General features: G+C 72.2%; 12 protein-coding genes. 5 read left to right on the top strand and 7 right to left on the bottom strand.

All coding sequences use genetic code 11. The features are described 5' to 3' along the window. Positions 1-82: 82 nt before the first annotated feature. Positions 83-355 (bottom strand): helix-turn-helix domain-containing protein, encoded by a 273-nt coding sequence (locus tag AC067N_RS04395; protein ID WP_478677385.1) that lies wholly within the window; start codon positions 353-355, stop codon positions 83-85. 72 nt (positions 356-427) lie between these two features. Here AC067N_RS04395 and map point away from each other — a divergent pair, with 72 nt between their 5' ends. Together map and AC067N_RS04385 are read left to right on the top strand one after the other, a co-directional pair. After that, positions 428-1,195, top strand: coding sequence for a type I methionyl aminopeptidase (gene map / locus AC067N_RS04390; RefSeq protein WP_478677384.1), 768 nt, complete (start codon positions 428-430; stop codon positions 1,193-1,195). A gap of 227 nt (positions 1,196-1,422) precedes the next feature. Continuing rightward, a complete protein-coding gene (locus tag AC067N_RS04385) occupies positions 1,423-4,005 on the top strand; it encodes an ATP-dependent Clp protease ATP-binding subunit (RefSeq protein ID WP_478677383.1) in 2,583 nt (860 codons plus the stop codon). 6 nt (positions 4,006-4,011) lie between these two features. On the opposite strand, the gene ggt is transcribed toward AC067N_RS04385, so the two are convergent. After that, positions 4,012-5,817: a gamma-glutamyltransferase gene (ggt, locus tag AC067N_RS04380; RefSeq protein ID WP_478677382.1), complete on the bottom strand. Its 1,806-nt coding sequence runs from the start codon at positions 5,815-5,817 to the stop codon at positions 4,012-4,014. 218 nt (positions 5,818-6,035) lie between these two features. On the opposite strand from ggt, the gene AC067N_RS04375 reads away from it, so the two are divergent. Then, positions 6,036-6,791 carry a hypothetical protein gene (locus AC067N_RS04375; RefSeq protein ID WP_478677381.1) on the top strand — a complete coding sequence of 252 codons (756 nt, stop codon included), beginning with the start codon at positions 6,036-6,038 and terminating at the stop codon, positions 6,789-6,791. A 133-nt stretch (positions 6,792-6,924) separates the two neighbouring features. Continuing rightward, entirely contained in the window at positions 6,925-8,517 is a 1,593-nt protein-coding gene (locus AC067N_RS04370) for a CocE/NonD family hydrolase (RefSeq protein WP_478677380.1), read from the top strand. A 156-nt stretch (positions 8,518-8,673) separates the two neighbouring features. On the opposite strand, the gene AC067N_RS04365 is transcribed toward AC067N_RS04370, so the two are convergent. Both AC067N_RS04365 and AC067N_RS04360 read right to left on the bottom strand, forming a co-directional pair. Then, positions 8,674-9,417 (bottom strand): amino acid ABC transporter ATP-binding protein, encoded by a 744-nt coding sequence (locus AC067N_RS04365; RefSeq protein ID WP_478677379.1) that lies wholly within the window; start codon positions 9,415-9,417, stop codon positions 8,674-8,676. Positions 9,418-9,575: 158 nt separating this feature from the next. Then, positions 9,576-10,034, bottom strand: coding sequence for a DUF6278 family protein (locus AC067N_RS04360; RefSeq protein ID WP_478677378.1), 459 nt, complete (start codon positions 10,032-10,034; stop codon positions 9,576-9,578). Positions 10,035-10,207: 173 nt separating this feature from the next. Here AC067N_RS04360 and AC067N_RS04355 point away from each other — a divergent pair, with 173 nt between their 5' ends. Continuing rightward, the gene (locus AC067N_RS04355; protein ID WP_478677377.1) at positions 10,208-12,022 is read left to right on the top strand and encodes an SGNH/GDSL hydrolase family protein; all 1,815 of its coding nucleotides are present in this window, start codon (positions 10,208-10,210) and stop codon (positions 12,020-12,022) included. 18 nt (positions 12,023-12,040) lie between these two features. Here AC067N_RS04355 and AC067N_RS04350 read toward each other — a convergent pair whose 3' ends face one another. From AC067N_RS04350 to pcaDC, 3 genes are all read right to left on the bottom strand, one after another. After that, positions 12,041-12,820, bottom strand: a complete 780-nt coding sequence (locus AC067N_RS04350; RefSeq protein WP_478677376.1) for an exodeoxyribonuclease III — start codon at positions 12,818-12,820, stop codon at positions 12,041-12,043. A 120-nt stretch (positions 12,821-12,940) separates the two neighbouring features. Beyond that, entirely contained in the window at positions 12,941-13,576 is a 636-nt protein-coding gene (locus AC067N_RS04345; protein ID WP_478677747.1) for an MBL fold metallo-hydrolase, read from the bottom strand. A gap of 108 nt (positions 13,577-13,684) precedes the next feature. Beyond that, the gene (gene pcaDC / locus AC067N_RS04340) at positions 13,685-14,986 is read right to left on the bottom strand and encodes a bifunctional 3-oxoadipate enol-lactonase/4-carboxymuconolactone decarboxylase PcaDC (protein WP_478677375.1); all 1,302 of its coding nucleotides are present in this window, start codon (positions 14,984-14,986) and stop codon (positions 13,685-13,687) included. Between the last annotated feature and the right edge of the window lie 115 nt (positions 14,987-15,101).

Raw genomic sequence — 15,101 nt, 5'->3', positions numbered from 1 at the left:
CCGGCCGCTGTGTGTGAGGGTTTCGGACACCGCGGCGACGGGCTCCGGCCACGCGTCGCCCCCGGGCGCACGCCCGACCGGCTCAGGCCACCGCCGCCGGCGGCACGGCCTCCGCCGGTGCGCACCGCCCGGCGAGTTCGTCCATGGACAGGCCCAGCGCGCGGGCCAGGGCGGCGACCGTGAAGAAGGCCGGGGTGGGCGCGCGGCCGGTCTCGATCTTGCGGAGCGTCTCCGCGGAGATGCCCGCACGGGCGGCGATGTCCGCCATGGTGCGGCCGCCGCGGGCCTCCCGCAGCAACCGGCCGAGCCGCTCGCCGCGCTCGCGCTCTTCGGGGGTCAGGGGGGTACGGACCATACGCCCATTCTAATACCGGCCACCCCGGGGCGACCGGTATGAGAATTGGATTCGAGCGGTATAGTAATTGGCATGGTGGAATTGAAGACGGACGCGTCCATCGACGCGATGTCCGAGGCCGGGCAGGTCGTGGGGCGGGCGCTCAGCGCGGTGCGGAAGGCCGCCGACGTGGGCGTTTCCCTGCTCGAACTGGACGAGGTGGCGCACGAGGTGCTGCGCGGGGCGGGTGCCTCGTCACCGTTCCTCGGCTACCGGCCCTCCTTCGCGCCGACGCCGTTCCCGGCGGTGATCTGCGCCTCGGTCAACGACGCGATCGTGCACGGCATCCCCACCTCCTACCGGCTGCGCGACGGCGACCTCGTCTCCATCGACTGCGGTGCCCGACTGAACGGCTGGGCCGGGGACTCGGCGATCAGCTTCGTCGTGGGCGAGCCGCGCCCCGCCGATCTGCGGCTGGTCGAGACCGCGGAGCGGGCGCTGGCCGCGGGCATCGGGGCCGCGGTCGTCGGCAACCGCATCGGCGACATCGCCCACGCCATCGGCTCCGTGTGCCGTGCCGCCGGGTACGGCATCCCCGACGGCTTCGGCGGGCACGGCATCGGCCGCCATATGCACGAGGACCCGTCCGTACCGAACGAGGGGCGGCCCGGGCGGGGGCTGCCCCTGCGGCACGGCCTGGTGCTCGCGATCGAGCCGATGCTGATCGGCGGCGGCGCGGACGGGTACCACACGGCACCGGACGGCTGGACGCTCCGCACGGACGACGGTTCCCGTGCGGCCCACGTGGAACACACGGTGGCCATCACGCACGCGGGGCCGCGGGTGCTGACCGAGCGGTAGGGCGCCGGGGGCCCACCGGTGCGGGGCTGGTCGCGGTTCCCCGCGCCGCTGGAAAAGCCGGAACCTGCCGCCCCGTGCCTTTCCGATGAAGGCGGGCCGCAGGCCCAAGCCTTCAGGGGCGCGGGGAACTGCGCGAGTAACCACAACCGACCCGCACCCGACAACACACCCCCGCCCCGACGGCGCCCCCGGGTGTAGCCGCGCGGCGACAGGGCACTCGCGTGCCAATGAACAGCGGATTCCCGGGGCCCGAGGGCTACGGTCCGGACCCCTTCAGTGAGTTCTTCGCACGCTTCTTCGGCGGGCCCCGCCCCCAGCGCATCGAGATCGGGCGGCTGATGAGCGGCCAGGCCCGGCAGCTGGTGGCGGACGCGGCGGCGTACGCGGCGCAGCACGGCAGCAGCGACCTGGACACCCAGCATCTGCTGCGCGCCGCGCTCGCCGCCGAACCGACCCGGAGTCTGGTGGCCCGCGCGGGCGCCGATCCGGACGTGCTCGCCGGTGAGATCGACGAGCGGTCGGGCCCCGCACGGCACAAACCCGGCCAGGGGCCGGCACCCGCGTCGCTCGCCCTGACCCCGGCGGTCAAACGGGCCCTGCTGGACGCCCATGAGCTGGCCCGGTCCACCGGCTCGGGCTACATCGGCCCCGAGCACGTCCTGAGCGCCCTCGCCGCCAACCCGGACTCGGCCGCCGGGCACATCCTGAACGCCGCGCACCTGTCGGCGGCGTCGCTGCCGCCGGAGGCGTCGGAGCCGCCGACGAACGGCACCCAGCCCGGACTGCCGCGCCCCGTGTACCCGCAGTCCGAGCTGCCGCGCCGCGCGACGACTCCGACCCTCGACAGGTACGGGCGTGATCTGACCGAGCAGGCCCGCCAGGGACGTATCGACCCGGTGATCGGCCGGGACGAGGAGATCGAGCAGACCGTCGAGGTGCTCTCCCGGCGGGGCAAGAACAACCCCGTCCTCATCGGCGAGGCGGGCGTCGGCAAGACCGCGATCGTGGAGGGGCTGGCGCAGCGCATCGCCGAGGGCGACGTGCCCGATGTACTGGCCGGGCGCCGCGTGGCCGCCCTGGACCTGTCCGGGGTGGTCGCCGGCACCCGCTACCGGGGCGACTTCGAGGAGCGGCTGACCACCATCGTCGACGAGATCCGCACGCACTCCGAGGAGCTGATCGTCTTCATCGACGAGCTGCACACCGTCGTGGGGGCCGGTTCCGGGGAGAGCGGCGCGATGGACGCGGGCAACATCCTCAAGCCGGCCCTGGCGCGCGGCGAGCTGCACATCGTGGGCGCCACGACGCTGGAGGAGTACCGCAGGATCGAGAAGGACGCGGCGCTGGCCCGCCGGTTCCAGCCCGTGCTGGTCACCGAGCCGTCCACCGCCGACGCGCTGGAGATCCTGCGCGGTCTGTGCGACCGGTACGAGGCCCACCACCAGGTCCGCTACACCGACGAGGCGCTGAGGGCCGCCGTGGACCTCTCCGACCGGTACCTGTCCGACCGGCGGCTGCCCGACAAGGCCATCGACCTGATGGACCAGGCGGGCGCCCGGGTGCGGTTGCGCTCCCGGACCAAGGGCACGGACCTGCGGGCCCTGGAGCGGGAGATCGAGCAGCTGACCCGTGACAAGGACCAGGCGGTCGCGAGCGAGCAGTACGAGCAGGCGACACAGCTGCGTGACCGGATCGGCGAGTTGAGGCAGCGGGTCGCCGCAGGCCACGAGGAGGACCGGGCCGACGACGGGCAGAGCCTGGAGATCACCGCCGAGGACATCGCCGAGGTGGTGTCCCGGCAGACCGGCATCCCGGTCAGCAGCCTCACCCGGGAGGAGAGGGAGCGGCTCCTCGGGCTGGAGGAGCATCTGCACCAGCGGGTCGTCGGGCAGGACGAGGCGGTGAGCGTGGTCGCCGACGCGGTGCTCCGGTCGCGGGCCGGGCTGTCCAGCCCCGACCGGCCGATCGGCAGCTTCCTCTTCCTGGGCCCGACCGGTGTCGGCAAGACGGAGCTGGCCCGCGCCCTCGCCGAGGCCCTCTTCGGCAGCGAGGACCGGATGGTCCGCCTCGACATGAGCGAGTACCAGGAGCGGCACACGGTCAGCCGGCTGGTGGGCGCGCCGCCCGGCTACGTCGGCCACGAGGAGGCCGGCCGGCTCACCGAGACCGTGCGGCGGCACCCTTACTCGCTGCTGCTTCTGGACGAGGTGGAGAAGGCCCACCCGGACGTCTTCAACATCCTGCTCCAGGTCCTCGACGACGGCCGGCTCACCGATTCCCAGGGCCGCACGGTCGACTTCACCCACACGGTGATCGTCATGACGAGCAACCTGGGCTCGGACGCCATCATCCGCCGGGGGTCCGGGCCGGGTTTCGTCGCGGGCGGCGCCGAGGCGGCCGAGGAGGAGCGGCGCGAGCGCGTCCTCAGGCCGCTCCGGGAGCACTTCCGGCCGGAGTTCCTCAACCGCGTCGACGAGATCGTGGTCTTCCGCCGGCTCACCGCCGGGCAACTGCGGCGCATCACCGACCTGCTGCTGGAACGCACCCGGCAGCGCCTGCACGCGCAGGGCGTCACCATCGACTTCACCGAACAGGCCGTCGACTGGCTCGCCCACCACGGCCACCAGCCCGACTACGGGGCCCGGCCGCTGCGCCGCACGATCCAGCGGGAGGTCGACAACCCCCTGTCCCGCCTCCTCCTCGACGGCCGCCTGCCGTCCGGCAGCCGGGTGCGGGCGGAGACGGAGAACGGGCGGCTCACCTTCCGTACGACGACGCCGCCCGCTCCGGATGCATCAGACGTGGGCTGACGCGGGCTAACGCGTCGGGTGCACCACCATCGCCGAGCCGCCGCCGCGGCGTACCGTCTCGGCGGCGGCCAGCCACTTGCCGTTCGGCAGCCGCTGCACGCCGGCGACCGCGCCGATCTCGGGGTTCTGCCGGAAGCCGTGCCCGATGGATTCGAGCTGTCCCCTCAGAGGGCTGTTCCACAGACCCGGTTCGAGCTCCGTGGTGGTCTGGTTGCGCTGGCTGGCGCGGGGCGCGGCGATGGAGTCGACCAGCGGCAGGCCCCGGTCGAGGAAGCCGGTCAGGGTCTGCAGCACGGTGGTGATGATGGTCGCGCCGCCCGGCGAGCCGAGCGCCACCACGGGCCTGCCGTGCTGGTCGAGCACGATCGTCGGTGACATGGAGGAGCGCGGCCGCTTGCCCGGCCCGGGCAGGTTCGGGTCGTGCACGGCCGGGTTGGCCGGGGTGAAGGAGAAGTCCGTCAGCTCGTTGTTGAGCAGGAAGCCACGGCCCGGCACGGTGATGCCGCTGCCACCGGTCTGCTCGATGGTGAGGGTGTACGAGACGACGTTGCCCCACTTGTCGGCGACGGTGAGATGGGTCGTGCTGTCCCCCTCGTACGTGGTCGGCGCGGCCGTACCGCCCGTCGGGCAGGCCGCCGGGTCGCGCGGGTCACCCGGCGCGACCGGGCTGGTGAGCACGGCGTCGTCCTTGATCAGGCATTCGCGCGAGTCGGCGTACCTCTGCGAGAGCAGTTCCTTCGTCGGTACGTCCTCGAAGGCGGGGTCGCCCACCCAGCGGCCCCGGTCGGCGAACGACACCCGGCTCGCCTCGATGAGGCGGTGCAGGTACCGGACGTCGCTCGCCTTCGACAGGTCGGTCCGCTCCAGGATGTTGAGCGCCTCGGCGACCGTCGTACCGCCGGAGGAGGACGGGGCCATGCCGTAGACGTCGAGTCCGCGGTACGACGCCTTGGTGGGCGCCTGGCGCTTGGTGCGGTAGGCGGCGAGGTCGGCGGCCGTCAGGTCGCCGGGGCGGGCGTTGTAGCCCGAAGCGGGGTCGACGGGCGGCTTGTTGACGGTGTCGACGATGTCCCGCGCGATGTCGCCGCGGTAGAGCGCCCCGACGCCCTTGCGGCCCAATTCGGCGTAGGTGCGGGCCAGATCGGGGTTTTTGAGCGTCGAGCCGACCACCGGCAGCTGCCCGCCGGGCAGATAGAGGTCGACCGTGGCGGGGAAGTTGCGGAACCGGGCCTCGTTGGCGGCGGTCTGCGCGCGGAAGGTGGCGTCGACGGTGAAGCCGTCGCGGGCCAGTCTCTCGGCGGGCTTGAGCAGCTTGGCGAGCGGCTTGCTGCCCCAGCTGCGCAGCGCGGTCCGCCAGGTGGCGGGCGTGCCCGGGGTGCCGACGCTGAGCCCGCTCGTCACGGCCTCGGCGAACGGGATCGGGGTGCCGTTCTCCAGGAAGAGTCCCTCGTCGGCGCTGAGCGGCGCCGTCTCGCGGCCGTCGACGGTGTGGACCCTGCGGGACGCGGCGTCGTAGTACACGAAGTAGCCGCCCCCGCCGATGCCCGCCGAGTACGGCTCGGTGACACCGAGCGCGGCGGCGGTCGCGACGGCCGCGTCCACCGCGTTGCCGCCCTTCCTGAGGACCTCGATCCCGGCGGCCGAGGCGTCCGGGTCGACGCTCGCCACGGCACCGCCGTAGCCGACGGCGACCGGCACCTTCTCGACGGGGTCCGGCGCGGCGGACGTCGGCGGCGCCGCCCCCACCGACACCACGGCGGACACAGCCGCCAGAACCGCCAGTTTCCGCGCGACAGGGCGACGCAGACGCATCAGTACCTCCAGTCAACGACCGTTCGCGCAGACTAACGTGGCCGCGATGGCCCCGTCAGCGGCGTCTCGGCCATCCGGCCGTCCCGCAACACGCCCGCGACGCAACGCCCTACGGGGGCGACCGCACAGGTGGCCGACCGGGTGGCCCGACGGAACCGGTCAGGGAATAGGACAGGGATTCGGACAGGGTTCCGCCGCGCCCGCTACCATGCGCGGCCATGAATGACGACGTGCGCAATATCGTCCTCGGCGTGATCGCGGCGGGCATCAGTGCCTCGCTGGGCTGGTTCGTCCGGACCTACCTGTGGAAGCGCAAGCTCCGCCGCAAGCAGGCGTTCTTCGGGCTGCCCGAGAACTCCGAGTCCCTGCTGGTGGTCAACCGCGATCCGTCGAGCGCGGACCTGGCGGTGCACCGCTTCGACGTGTTCGCGCTGCTGGAGCTGTCCGCGCTGATCAAGGACTGCGGTGCGCACGCCCAGATGATCACCCAGGACGCGGCACGGCAGGGCTTCGGCGAGCGCACCGAGTTCTGCGTGGGAGGTCCCGTATCCAACCGCCGTATGGCCGCGCACATCGGGGCCATGCTGCCCGGCCTGCGCTTCAACACCGATCCCGAGCCAGGCCCGGACCGCGCCGCCTTCCTCATCGGCGACGACACCTACCGGATGGAGCCCGGCGTCACCGAGCACGTCCTCCTGGCCCGGCTCACCACCGGCCAGCCCGACCAGGCCCGGCCCGTCTTCCTGTTCTGCGGTCAGCGGGCCATCACCAACCAGGCCGCCACCCGTTATCTCGCCCGCCACCACGAGCGGCTCCACCGCAAGTACGGCACCGGCAACTTCGTGCTGCTGCTGAAGGTCGTCAACTCCCAGGCCTACGGCCCCGATGTCGTCGAACTGGTCGCGGACGTCACCCGCGCCGCCCAGACCCCGCCGGCGGCGCTCCCGGCCAAAGCCTCCCACCGGGCCTCGTAGGAGGTGCGGGGCGAGTCGGCCGACGCGTTCACGCCAACTGTTACCGTCACGTAACTTACCGAGGAGTTACCTCTGGTAAGCCGTGGCGGTTACCGTCGGGTCACTTTGCACTGACACGAGTGAGGAGCGACCCGTGAGACACCCGCACGGCACGACTTCGCGCACGGCCAAGGCCCTGCGCACGACCACCGTGGGGGCCGTGTCGGCCACCCTGGTCGCCGGCACGGCCCTCGGGCTCGCGCCCGCCGCCCAGGCGGCCGCGGCGGACTCCCCCACCACCCGCTTCGTCGACATCACGGGCGCCGGCGGCACGGTCCTCAAGGCCAATGTCGTCGCCCCCGCCGACTCCTCCCGCACGTACCCCCTGCTGGTGCTCCCCACGAGCTGGGGCCTGCCGCAGGTCGAGTACCTGGCCCAGGCGCAGCAGCTCGCCAAGGCCGGGTACGTCGTGGTCAGTTACAACGTGCGGGGCTTCTGGGAGTCCGGCGGGTACATAGAAGTGGCCGGGCCACCGGACATAGCCGACGCCTCCAAGGTGATCGACTGGGCGCTCGCCCACACCCCGGCCGACGAACGGCGCGTGGGCATGGCGGGGCTGTCGTACGGCGCGGGCATCAGCCTGCTCACCGCCGCGCACGACAAGCGGGTCAAGGCGGTCGCCGCGCTGAGCGGGTGGGCCGACCTCATCGACTCCATCTACTCCGGGCGCACCCAGCACCTCCAGGCGGTCGGCCTGCTGGACGGCGCCGGCCGGATCACCGGCCGGCAGAGCCCCGAACTCCAGGAGATCTTCAAGAACTTCTACGCGTCCAACCTGACCAAGGAGCAGGAGATGATCGGCTGGGGGAAGAAACGTTCCCCCGCGACCTATGTGGACGCCATCAACGCCAACGGCACGGCCGTCATGCTCGCCAACGGCTGGGGCGACTCGGTCTTCCCGCCCAACCAGTACGCGGACTTCTACGAGAAGCTCACCGGTCCCAAGCGACTCGAACTGCGGCCCGGTGACCACGCCACCACCGAGTTGACGGGCCTGTTCGGGCTGCCCAACGACGTGTGGACGGACACCAGGCGCTGGTTCGACCACCATCTGCGGGGCCAGGCCAACGGCATCGACGGCGAGCAGCCCGTCCAGCTCAAGCCCCGGACCGGCGGAGCCTTCGAGGGCTATCCGGACTGGAAGTCGGTCACCGCGACCCGCGAGAAGATCGCCCTCGCGAGTGGCACCACGATCCACACGAACGTGGACTCGGGCGCGAACGGCGGGGTCATCTTCCTGTCCAGCGTCCTCGACCAGGTCGTCCAACTGCCGCCCGTGGCCTCGATCCCGCTGCTGCCGCGCCGCTGGGCGGCCGTGTGGCAGTCGGAGAAGTACCGGACGACGCAGCGGGTGCGGGGCACCGCGAAGCTGCACACCACGGTGACGGCCACCAAGGAGAGCGGGACCCTCGTCGCCTATCTGTACGACGTGGGCCCGCTCGGCCTCGGCAAGCTGGTCAGCAACGCGCCGTACACCTTCCACGGCAAGACGCCCGGCCGGCCGTTCGGCGTGGACCTGGAGTTGTTCTCCACGGCCTACGACGTTCCGGCGGGCCACCGTCTCGCCCTGGTCGTCGACACGGTCGACCCGCTCTACATCGAGCACAACCCGTCCGGCGCGCAGCTGACCTTCTCCTCGCCGCCGGACGACCCGTCGTACGTGTCGATCCCACTGCGCGAGCAGTGATCTCCGGCTGCCGCCGGGCGGGCCTGGCCCCTGGCTACTGCACGCCTGGCAGCAGCGTCCCCTTGATGGCCGGGATGGAGTCCACGGCCTCGGTCACCCCCAAGTGGAGGAACCGCTCATCGTAGTCGAGGCCCGCGCCCGGTCCAGCGGCGGCGGTCAGTGCTTGAGGATCTTCGAGAGGAAGTCCTTGGCTCGGTCGCTGTTCGGATTCGTGAAGAACTCGTCGGGCGTGCGGTCCTCGACGATGCGCCCGTCGGACATGAAGACGACGCGGTTGGCGGCGGAACGGGCGAAGCCCATCTCGTGGGTGACGACGACCATGGTCATGCCCTCGCGCGCCAACTGCTGCATGACTTCGAGGACTTCGTTGATCATTTCGGGGTCGAGGGCGGATGTCGGCTCGTCGAAGAGCATGACCTTCGGGTCCATCGCCAGCGCCCGCGCGATCGCGACGCGCTGCTGCTGACCGCCCGAGAGCTGCGCCGGGTACTTCGGCGCCTGGTCGGACAGGCCGACCCGGTCGAGGAGTTCGCGGGAGCGCTTGTCGGCTTCCTCCTTCTTCTTCTTGCGCACCTTGATCTGACCGAGCGACACGTTCTGCAGCACCGTCTTGTGCGCGAAGAGATTGAACGACTGGAAGACCATGCCGACATCCGCGCGGAGCGCCGCGAGGGACTTGCCCTCCGCCGGCAGCGGCTGTCCGTCGAGCAGGATCTCCCCGGAGTGGATGGGCTCCAGCCGGTTGATGGCCCGGCAGAGCGTCGACTTCCCCGATCCCGAGGGGCCGATGACCACGACCACCTCCCCCCTGTCCACGGTGAGGTCGATGTCCTGGAGGACATGCAGGTCACCGAAGTATTTGTTCACACCATGCAGTTCGATCAGCGGATCGACAGCCATGCACTGCCCGCCCTGTTCGCTCTCGGCCGTGTCGTGTCGCAGGTGCCGCAAACTATCCGGACGGAGGGTGACTCAATACGCGACACGCACCGTCGGGGAATAGCCGTATTGTCAGGCACGGGGCGGGGCCTCGCCGCGCGGGCACCCGACCCGGCCCTTCACCCCTCCGCGATCTCGGCGTACAGCTGCGACAGCTCCGGTACGCCGTTGTCGGCCCATTCGTGTCCGGCCTCGACCACGTCGATCTCCCGGCCGGAGGCCAGCCTCACCACGGGCTGCCCATTGGGCCAGATCTCCCAGCGGGCGCCCGGGACGGTGCGGACGACGACCGTGCCGAGGTACAGCCCGGCGTCGTTGCCCAGCCAGGTCGCGGTCTCCTCGTCGTCCCGCCAGCGCGGCACCAGCTGATCGAGTTCCTCCAACGAGGCGGCCGAGTCGTCGAGTTCCGCCCCCGCCTGCTGGGCCTGCGCCCGCAGCAGCTCACATTCGGAGAGGAGTTCGACGATGCGCTCCTGACGCTCCTGACCGTTGCCGTCCCCCTCGCCGACGGAGATCATCGCGACCCCCCGCGCGGGACCACGCTTCTTGCGCCAGTTGCCCAGGAAACGGATGTTCATGTGGTCAGCGTGTCATTCGCACCACCCCTGGCACCACAGGCGCGCGGAAGTCGCCTGTTCGCCCGGAGTTCCTCCCCGGTTCGCGCCCGCCTCATTGACGGGCCCCTGACGCCTCCTTAGTTTCGTGGCGCATCCGTCGCCCCGTCGTTGGATCGGACGGAGGCGACGGATCGATGGATCGATGGATCGAAGTCGCGAGGGTCATCAGCGAACGGGAGGGGGCGCGCGTGCGCCGACGGGTCTGGGGAACGGCTGTCGTACTGGGCCTGTCGGCGGCGGTGGCTCCCGTCGCCTCCGCCCGTGCCGCCACCGGTGGAGCGGGCGAACCGGTCCCGCTGGCGCGGTTGTTCGACAACCGGGCGGTCAGTGAGGACACGCGGCCCGGCGAGGCCGACTTCGACGGCACGGGCGGTTCCCTCTCGGCACGGGACCTGACGGCCGCCGGCTGGACGCCCGGCCGTGCCCTGACCGTTCAGGGAGCCCGGCTGACCTGGCCGGACCGCGCCCCGGGCGAGCCGGACAACGTACGGGCCGACGGCCAGTCCGTACGGGTAGGGGGCCGGGGCGACGCCCTCGCCCTCCTCGTCGCCGCGACGGGCGGCACCGACGCGACCGGCACCGGCACGGTCCGCTACACGGGCGGCGCCCGCTCCTCGTACCGGCTCACCGCTCCGGACTGGCGCACCGGCCCGCTCGCCACCAAGGCCGTCGCCCTCCCCCACATCAACACGCCCGGCGGTCAACTCACCGAGAAGGCGCGGCTGTACGTCGTCACCGTGCCCCTCGTGCGGGGCCGCCAGGTGGCTTCGGTGACCCTGCCGCGCGACCGGGACCTGCATGTGTTCGCCCTGTCGGTGCGGCCCGAGTCACGTGGCTGGACCGGAAGTTGGGCGGCCGCGACCTCGGGCTACACCGCCGTCGGACCGTGGACCGACCGCACTCTGCGGCTGGTGGTGCACACGTCGGCCGGCGGCCCCCGGGTGCGGATCCGGCTCGACAACACCTTCGCGTCGGCGCCGGTACGGGTCGGCAGTGCGACGGTGGCGTTGCGGGCGGAGGGGGCCGCCGCCCTCGGCACACCGGTACCGCTGTCGTTCGGGGGCCGCGCGGGCACCGAGATCGCGGCGGGCGCCCAGGCGTTCAGCGATCCACTGGGCTTCGAGGTGCCGCCGGACACCGATCTGCTGGTGAGTTTCCATCTGCCCGGCACGGTGCCGGCCGCGCCCGTGCACCGGCTGGCCCAGCAGACCTCGTACGTCAGCGAGGCGGGCGACCACGCGGGCGACGGCTCGGCGGCGGCGTACACCTCGGCGATCACCACCTGGCCGCTGCTGACGGGCGTCGACGTGGGCGGCGGTCCCGGGTCGGTGGTGCTCCTCGGTGACTCGATCACCGATGGGGAGAGGACGACGGCGGGCGCGAACCGCCGATGGCCGGACGTGCTGGCCGACCGGCTGCTGAACCAGGGCGAGGTCCCCCGCTACGGGGTCCTCAACCAGGGGATCTCCGCGAACCGGGTGGTCACCGACCGCTATCCGGGAGACGGCGTCTCCACCGACACGGGCGGCGTCAGCGCCCTGAACCGCCTGGACCGCGACGTCCTCGCGCAGACCTCCGCGCGTACCGCCGTCGTCTTCCAGGGCGTCAACGACGTCCGCTGGGGCGGCACGGCGGACCAGGTCGTCGCCGGGCTGCGGGAGATCGCCGCCCGGGGCCGCGCCCGCGGTCTGCGCATGCTGGTGGCGACGATCGCGCCCTGCGAGGGCGAGGCGCGCTGCACGGCCGCCGCCGACGCCCAGCGGGTCGCGGTCAACGAGTGGATCCGCGGCAACGGGGATTTCGACGGGGTGCTGGACTTCGACCGGGTGCTGCGCGACCCGGACCGGCCGTCGCGGATGCTCCCCGCCTACGACAGCGGGGACCATCTGCATCCGGGCGAGGCGGGGCTCGCCGCGCTGGCCGAGTCGGTGGATCTGCGGCTGCTCTGAGGCGCTGTCCCCGCGCCGCTACACGTCCAGGTCGACCACGACCGGCGCGTGGTCGGAGGCGCCCTTGCCCTTGCGCTCCTCGCGGTCCACGTACGCGTCCTTCACGGCCTTACCGAACGGCTCGTTGCCGTAGACGAGGTCGATGCGCATGCCGCGGTTCTTGGGGAAGCAGAGCTGGCGGTAGTCCCAGTAGGTGAAGGGGTGCTCGTACTTGAGGGGGCGGGGGACGATGTCGGAGAGCCCGGCCTCGCGGAGGGAGGCGAGGGCGGCGCGCTCGGCGGGGGTGACATGGGTGGCGCCCTCGAAGGCGGCGACGTCGAACACGTCGTCGTCGGTGGGCGCCACGTTGTAGTCGCCCATGACGGCGAAGGGGCGGCTGCCGGCGGCGTCACCGGCGACGGCGGCCTTGAGGGCCTCGAACCACTGGAGCTTGTAGGCGTAGTGCGGGTGGTCGACCTCGCGGCCGTTCGGCACGTACACCGACCAGACGCGGACCGGGCCGCAGGTGGCGGAGATCGCGCGGGGCTCCACGACGCCGTCGTAGCCGGGGTCGCCCGGCAGGCCCTTGACGACGTCCTCCAGGCCGACGCGGGAGATCACCGCCACGCCGTTCCACCGGCCGGTGGCGTGCACCGCGGCCTCGTAGCCCCGCTCGCGCAGCGCGTCGAAGGGGAAGGCGTCCTCGGCGATCTTGGCCTCCTGGAGGCAGAGCACGTCCGTGCCGCTGGTCTCCAGCCAGGCGAGGAGCCGCGGGAGGCGGGCGGTGATCGAGTTCACGTTCCAGGTGGCGATGCGCATGCCCCACAACTTACCGGCCGGGTCCGACAACGCCGTCCCGCCCGGCCCCGGCCCTGCTTCGGCCCGCTCCCGCTCCTCTTCCGGCTCCTCTTCCGGCTCCTCATCCGGTCCGGCGGGTGCTCACAGGTCCGCCGAGGTGCCGGGCGCGAGGCGGAGGTGCTCGGCGCCGCCCAGGGCGCCGATCTGGCGGTCGTAGATCGGGCGGGCCAGGTCGGTGAGGAGGGCGTCGTGGATGTCGTAGGCCCGTTGCGGCTTGACCTCGCGGACGTAGTCGATGACCTCGGAGATCTTGCTCCAGGGGGCCATGACGGGCAGCATCAGCGTCTCCACGGCGCGGTCGGGGACGGTCAGGGCGTCACCGGGGTGGAAGACCCGGCCGCCGTCGACGAGGTAGCCGACGTTGGTGATGCGCGGGATGTCCGGGTGGATGACGGCGTGGAGCTCGCCGTGCACCTGGACGTCGAAGCCCGCGGCGGTGAACGAGTCGCCGTGGCCGACGGTGTGCACCCGGCCGGGGAAGGCGGCGGAGATCTTCTCGGCGACGGAGCGCAGGGTCCAGATCTCGGCGGCCGGGTTGCCCTCGAGGGCCGCGCGCAGCCGTCCCTCGTCGAAGTGGTCGGGGTGCTCGTGCGTGACCAGGACCGCGTCCGCGCCGACCGCCGCGTCCTCCTCGCTGAACCCGCCGGGGTCGATGACGAGTGTGCGTCCGTCCTTCTCCAGACGGACGCAGGCGTGCGACTTCTTCGTGAGCTTGATGGTCATGGGTCCATCCTGCCCCCGCCGGGCGGCCGACGGCCCGCTCACCGGCCCTTTCCGGGCCCGCTCGCCGATGGTTCCCGGGCTTGCCCGCCGGTCGCTCCGGGGTCATTCCTCAGGCGTGGTCTCCTCGCGGATGACCTGCTGGGCCACCTTGAAGGCGCTGTTCGCGGCCGGGACGCCGCAGTAGACGGCGGCCTGGAGCAGGACTTCCTTGATCTCGTCCGGGGTGAGCCCGTTGCGGAGGGCGGCCCTGGTGTGGAAGGCGAGTTCGTCCAGGTGTCCGCCGGCGACGAGCGCGGTGAGCGTGACGCAGCTGCGGGAACGGCGGTCGAGACCCGGCCGGTCCCAGATCTCGCCCCAGGCGTAGCGGGTGATGAACTCCTGGAAGTCGCCGGAGAAATCGTCCGCCGTGGCCAGCGCCCGGTCGACGTGGGCGTCGCCGAGCACCTCGCGGCGGACCTTGAGCCCGGCGTCGTACGGGTCCGGTCTGCCCGTCGCCTCCGGCTGGACGGCGGCCGGGGCGATCTCGGCGACGGGGCCGCTCTGCGGTGGCACGGCGACGGCGAGGGCCGGCTTGGCCGGCGCCACCGGGATGGCGACCTGACCGGTGGTCGAGTCGTACGCGGGCTGCCAGGCCGTCGAGAAGTGGCGGACGAGGAGGTCGGTGACCGCGGCGGGCTGCTCCACTGGGACCAGGTGCGAGGCGCTGGGGACGACGGCGAGCCGGGCGTCAGGGATGCCCGCGACGAGCGTACGGGCCTCGGCCGGCCCCGTCACCTGGTCGTCGGAGCCGACGAGGACGAGGGTGGGGACCCCGATACGGCCCAGTTCGGCGCGGACGTCGAACGAGGCGAGGGCCTCGCAGGCGGCGATGTAGCAGCCGGGGTCGGTGGTGCGGACCATCTGCACGGCCCACTCGGTGATCGCGGGCTGCGCCGCCGCGAACCCGGCGGTGAACCAGCGGTCCGGGGACGTGCGGGCGATGGGGTCCAGACCGTTCGTCCGTACGATCACGCCGCGCTGACGGAACTCGTCGGCCGTGCCGAAGCGCGGCGAGGCGGCGATGAGCGCGAGCGAGGCGAGGCGGTCGGGGTGGCGCAGCGCGAGCTCCGCCCCGATGGCGCCGCCGAGCGCGCAGCCCGCGTAGCCGAAGCGCTGCACGCCGACCGCGTCCAGCGTGGCCAGCAACCTGGCGGCCAGCTCGGAGACCGAACCGCCGGGGTAGGCGGGGGCACCGCCGTGGCCCGGCAGGTCGAACCGGAAGACCCGCCACTGCTTGGTCAGTTCGGGGATCTGCCTGTCCCACATGTGCCATGTCGTACCGAGCGAGGGCCCGAGGATGAGGACCGGGGCGTCGTCCGGCCCGTCGAAGCGGTACTGGAGGGCAGGGGTCGTCGTCTCACTCACCGGTACACGCTAACGTCCCGCCTTCGATGCTCTGTCCCGGGGACCGTAATCCGCCCTGCCGACTCCTGAACATCGGCGGGCAACTCTCACACCGTCTTCACCGAAGCGCAGGTCA

The organism is Streptomyces sp. NPDC042364 (assembly GCF_056437585.1).
This window is presented reverse-complemented; position numbering and strand designations above follow the sequence as displayed.

What these genes read in the sequence shown, in the direction of transcription:
- AC067N_RS04395 (WP_478677385.1), bottom strand. Translation starts at nt 355, where the DNA reads ATGGTCCGTACCCCCCTGACCCCCGAAGAGCGCGAGCGCGGCGAGCGG.
- map (WP_478677384.1), top strand. Translation starts at nt 428, where the DNA reads ATGGTGGAATTGAAGACGGACGCGTCCATCGACGCGATGTCCGAGGCC.
- AC067N_RS04385 (WP_478677383.1), top strand. Translation starts at nt 1,423, where the DNA reads ATGAACAGCGGATTCCCGGGGCCCGAGGGCTACGGTCCGGACCCCTTC.
- ggt (WP_478677382.1), bottom strand. Translation starts at nt 5,817, where the DNA reads ATGCGTCTGCGTCGCCCTGTCGCGCGGAAACTGGCGGTTCTGGCGGCT.
- AC067N_RS04375 (WP_478677381.1), top strand. Translation starts at nt 6,036, where the DNA reads ATGAATGACGACGTGCGCAATATCGTCCTCGGCGTGATCGCGGCGGGC.
- AC067N_RS04365 (WP_478677379.1), bottom strand. Translation starts at nt 9,417, where the DNA reads ATGGCTGTCGATCCGCTGATCGAACTGCATGGTGTGAACAAATACTTC.
- AC067N_RS04360 (WP_478677378.1), bottom strand. Translation starts at nt 10,034, where the DNA reads ATGAACATCCGTTTCCTGGGCAACTGGCGCAAGAAGCGTGGTCCCGCG.
- AC067N_RS04355 (WP_478677377.1), top strand. Translation starts at nt 10,208, where the DNA reads ATGGATCGATGGATCGAAGTCGCGAGGGTCATCAGCGAACGGGAGGGG.
- AC067N_RS04350 (WP_478677376.1), bottom strand. Translation starts at nt 12,820, where the DNA reads ATGCGCATCGCCACCTGGAACGTGAACTCGATCACCGCCCGCCTCCCG.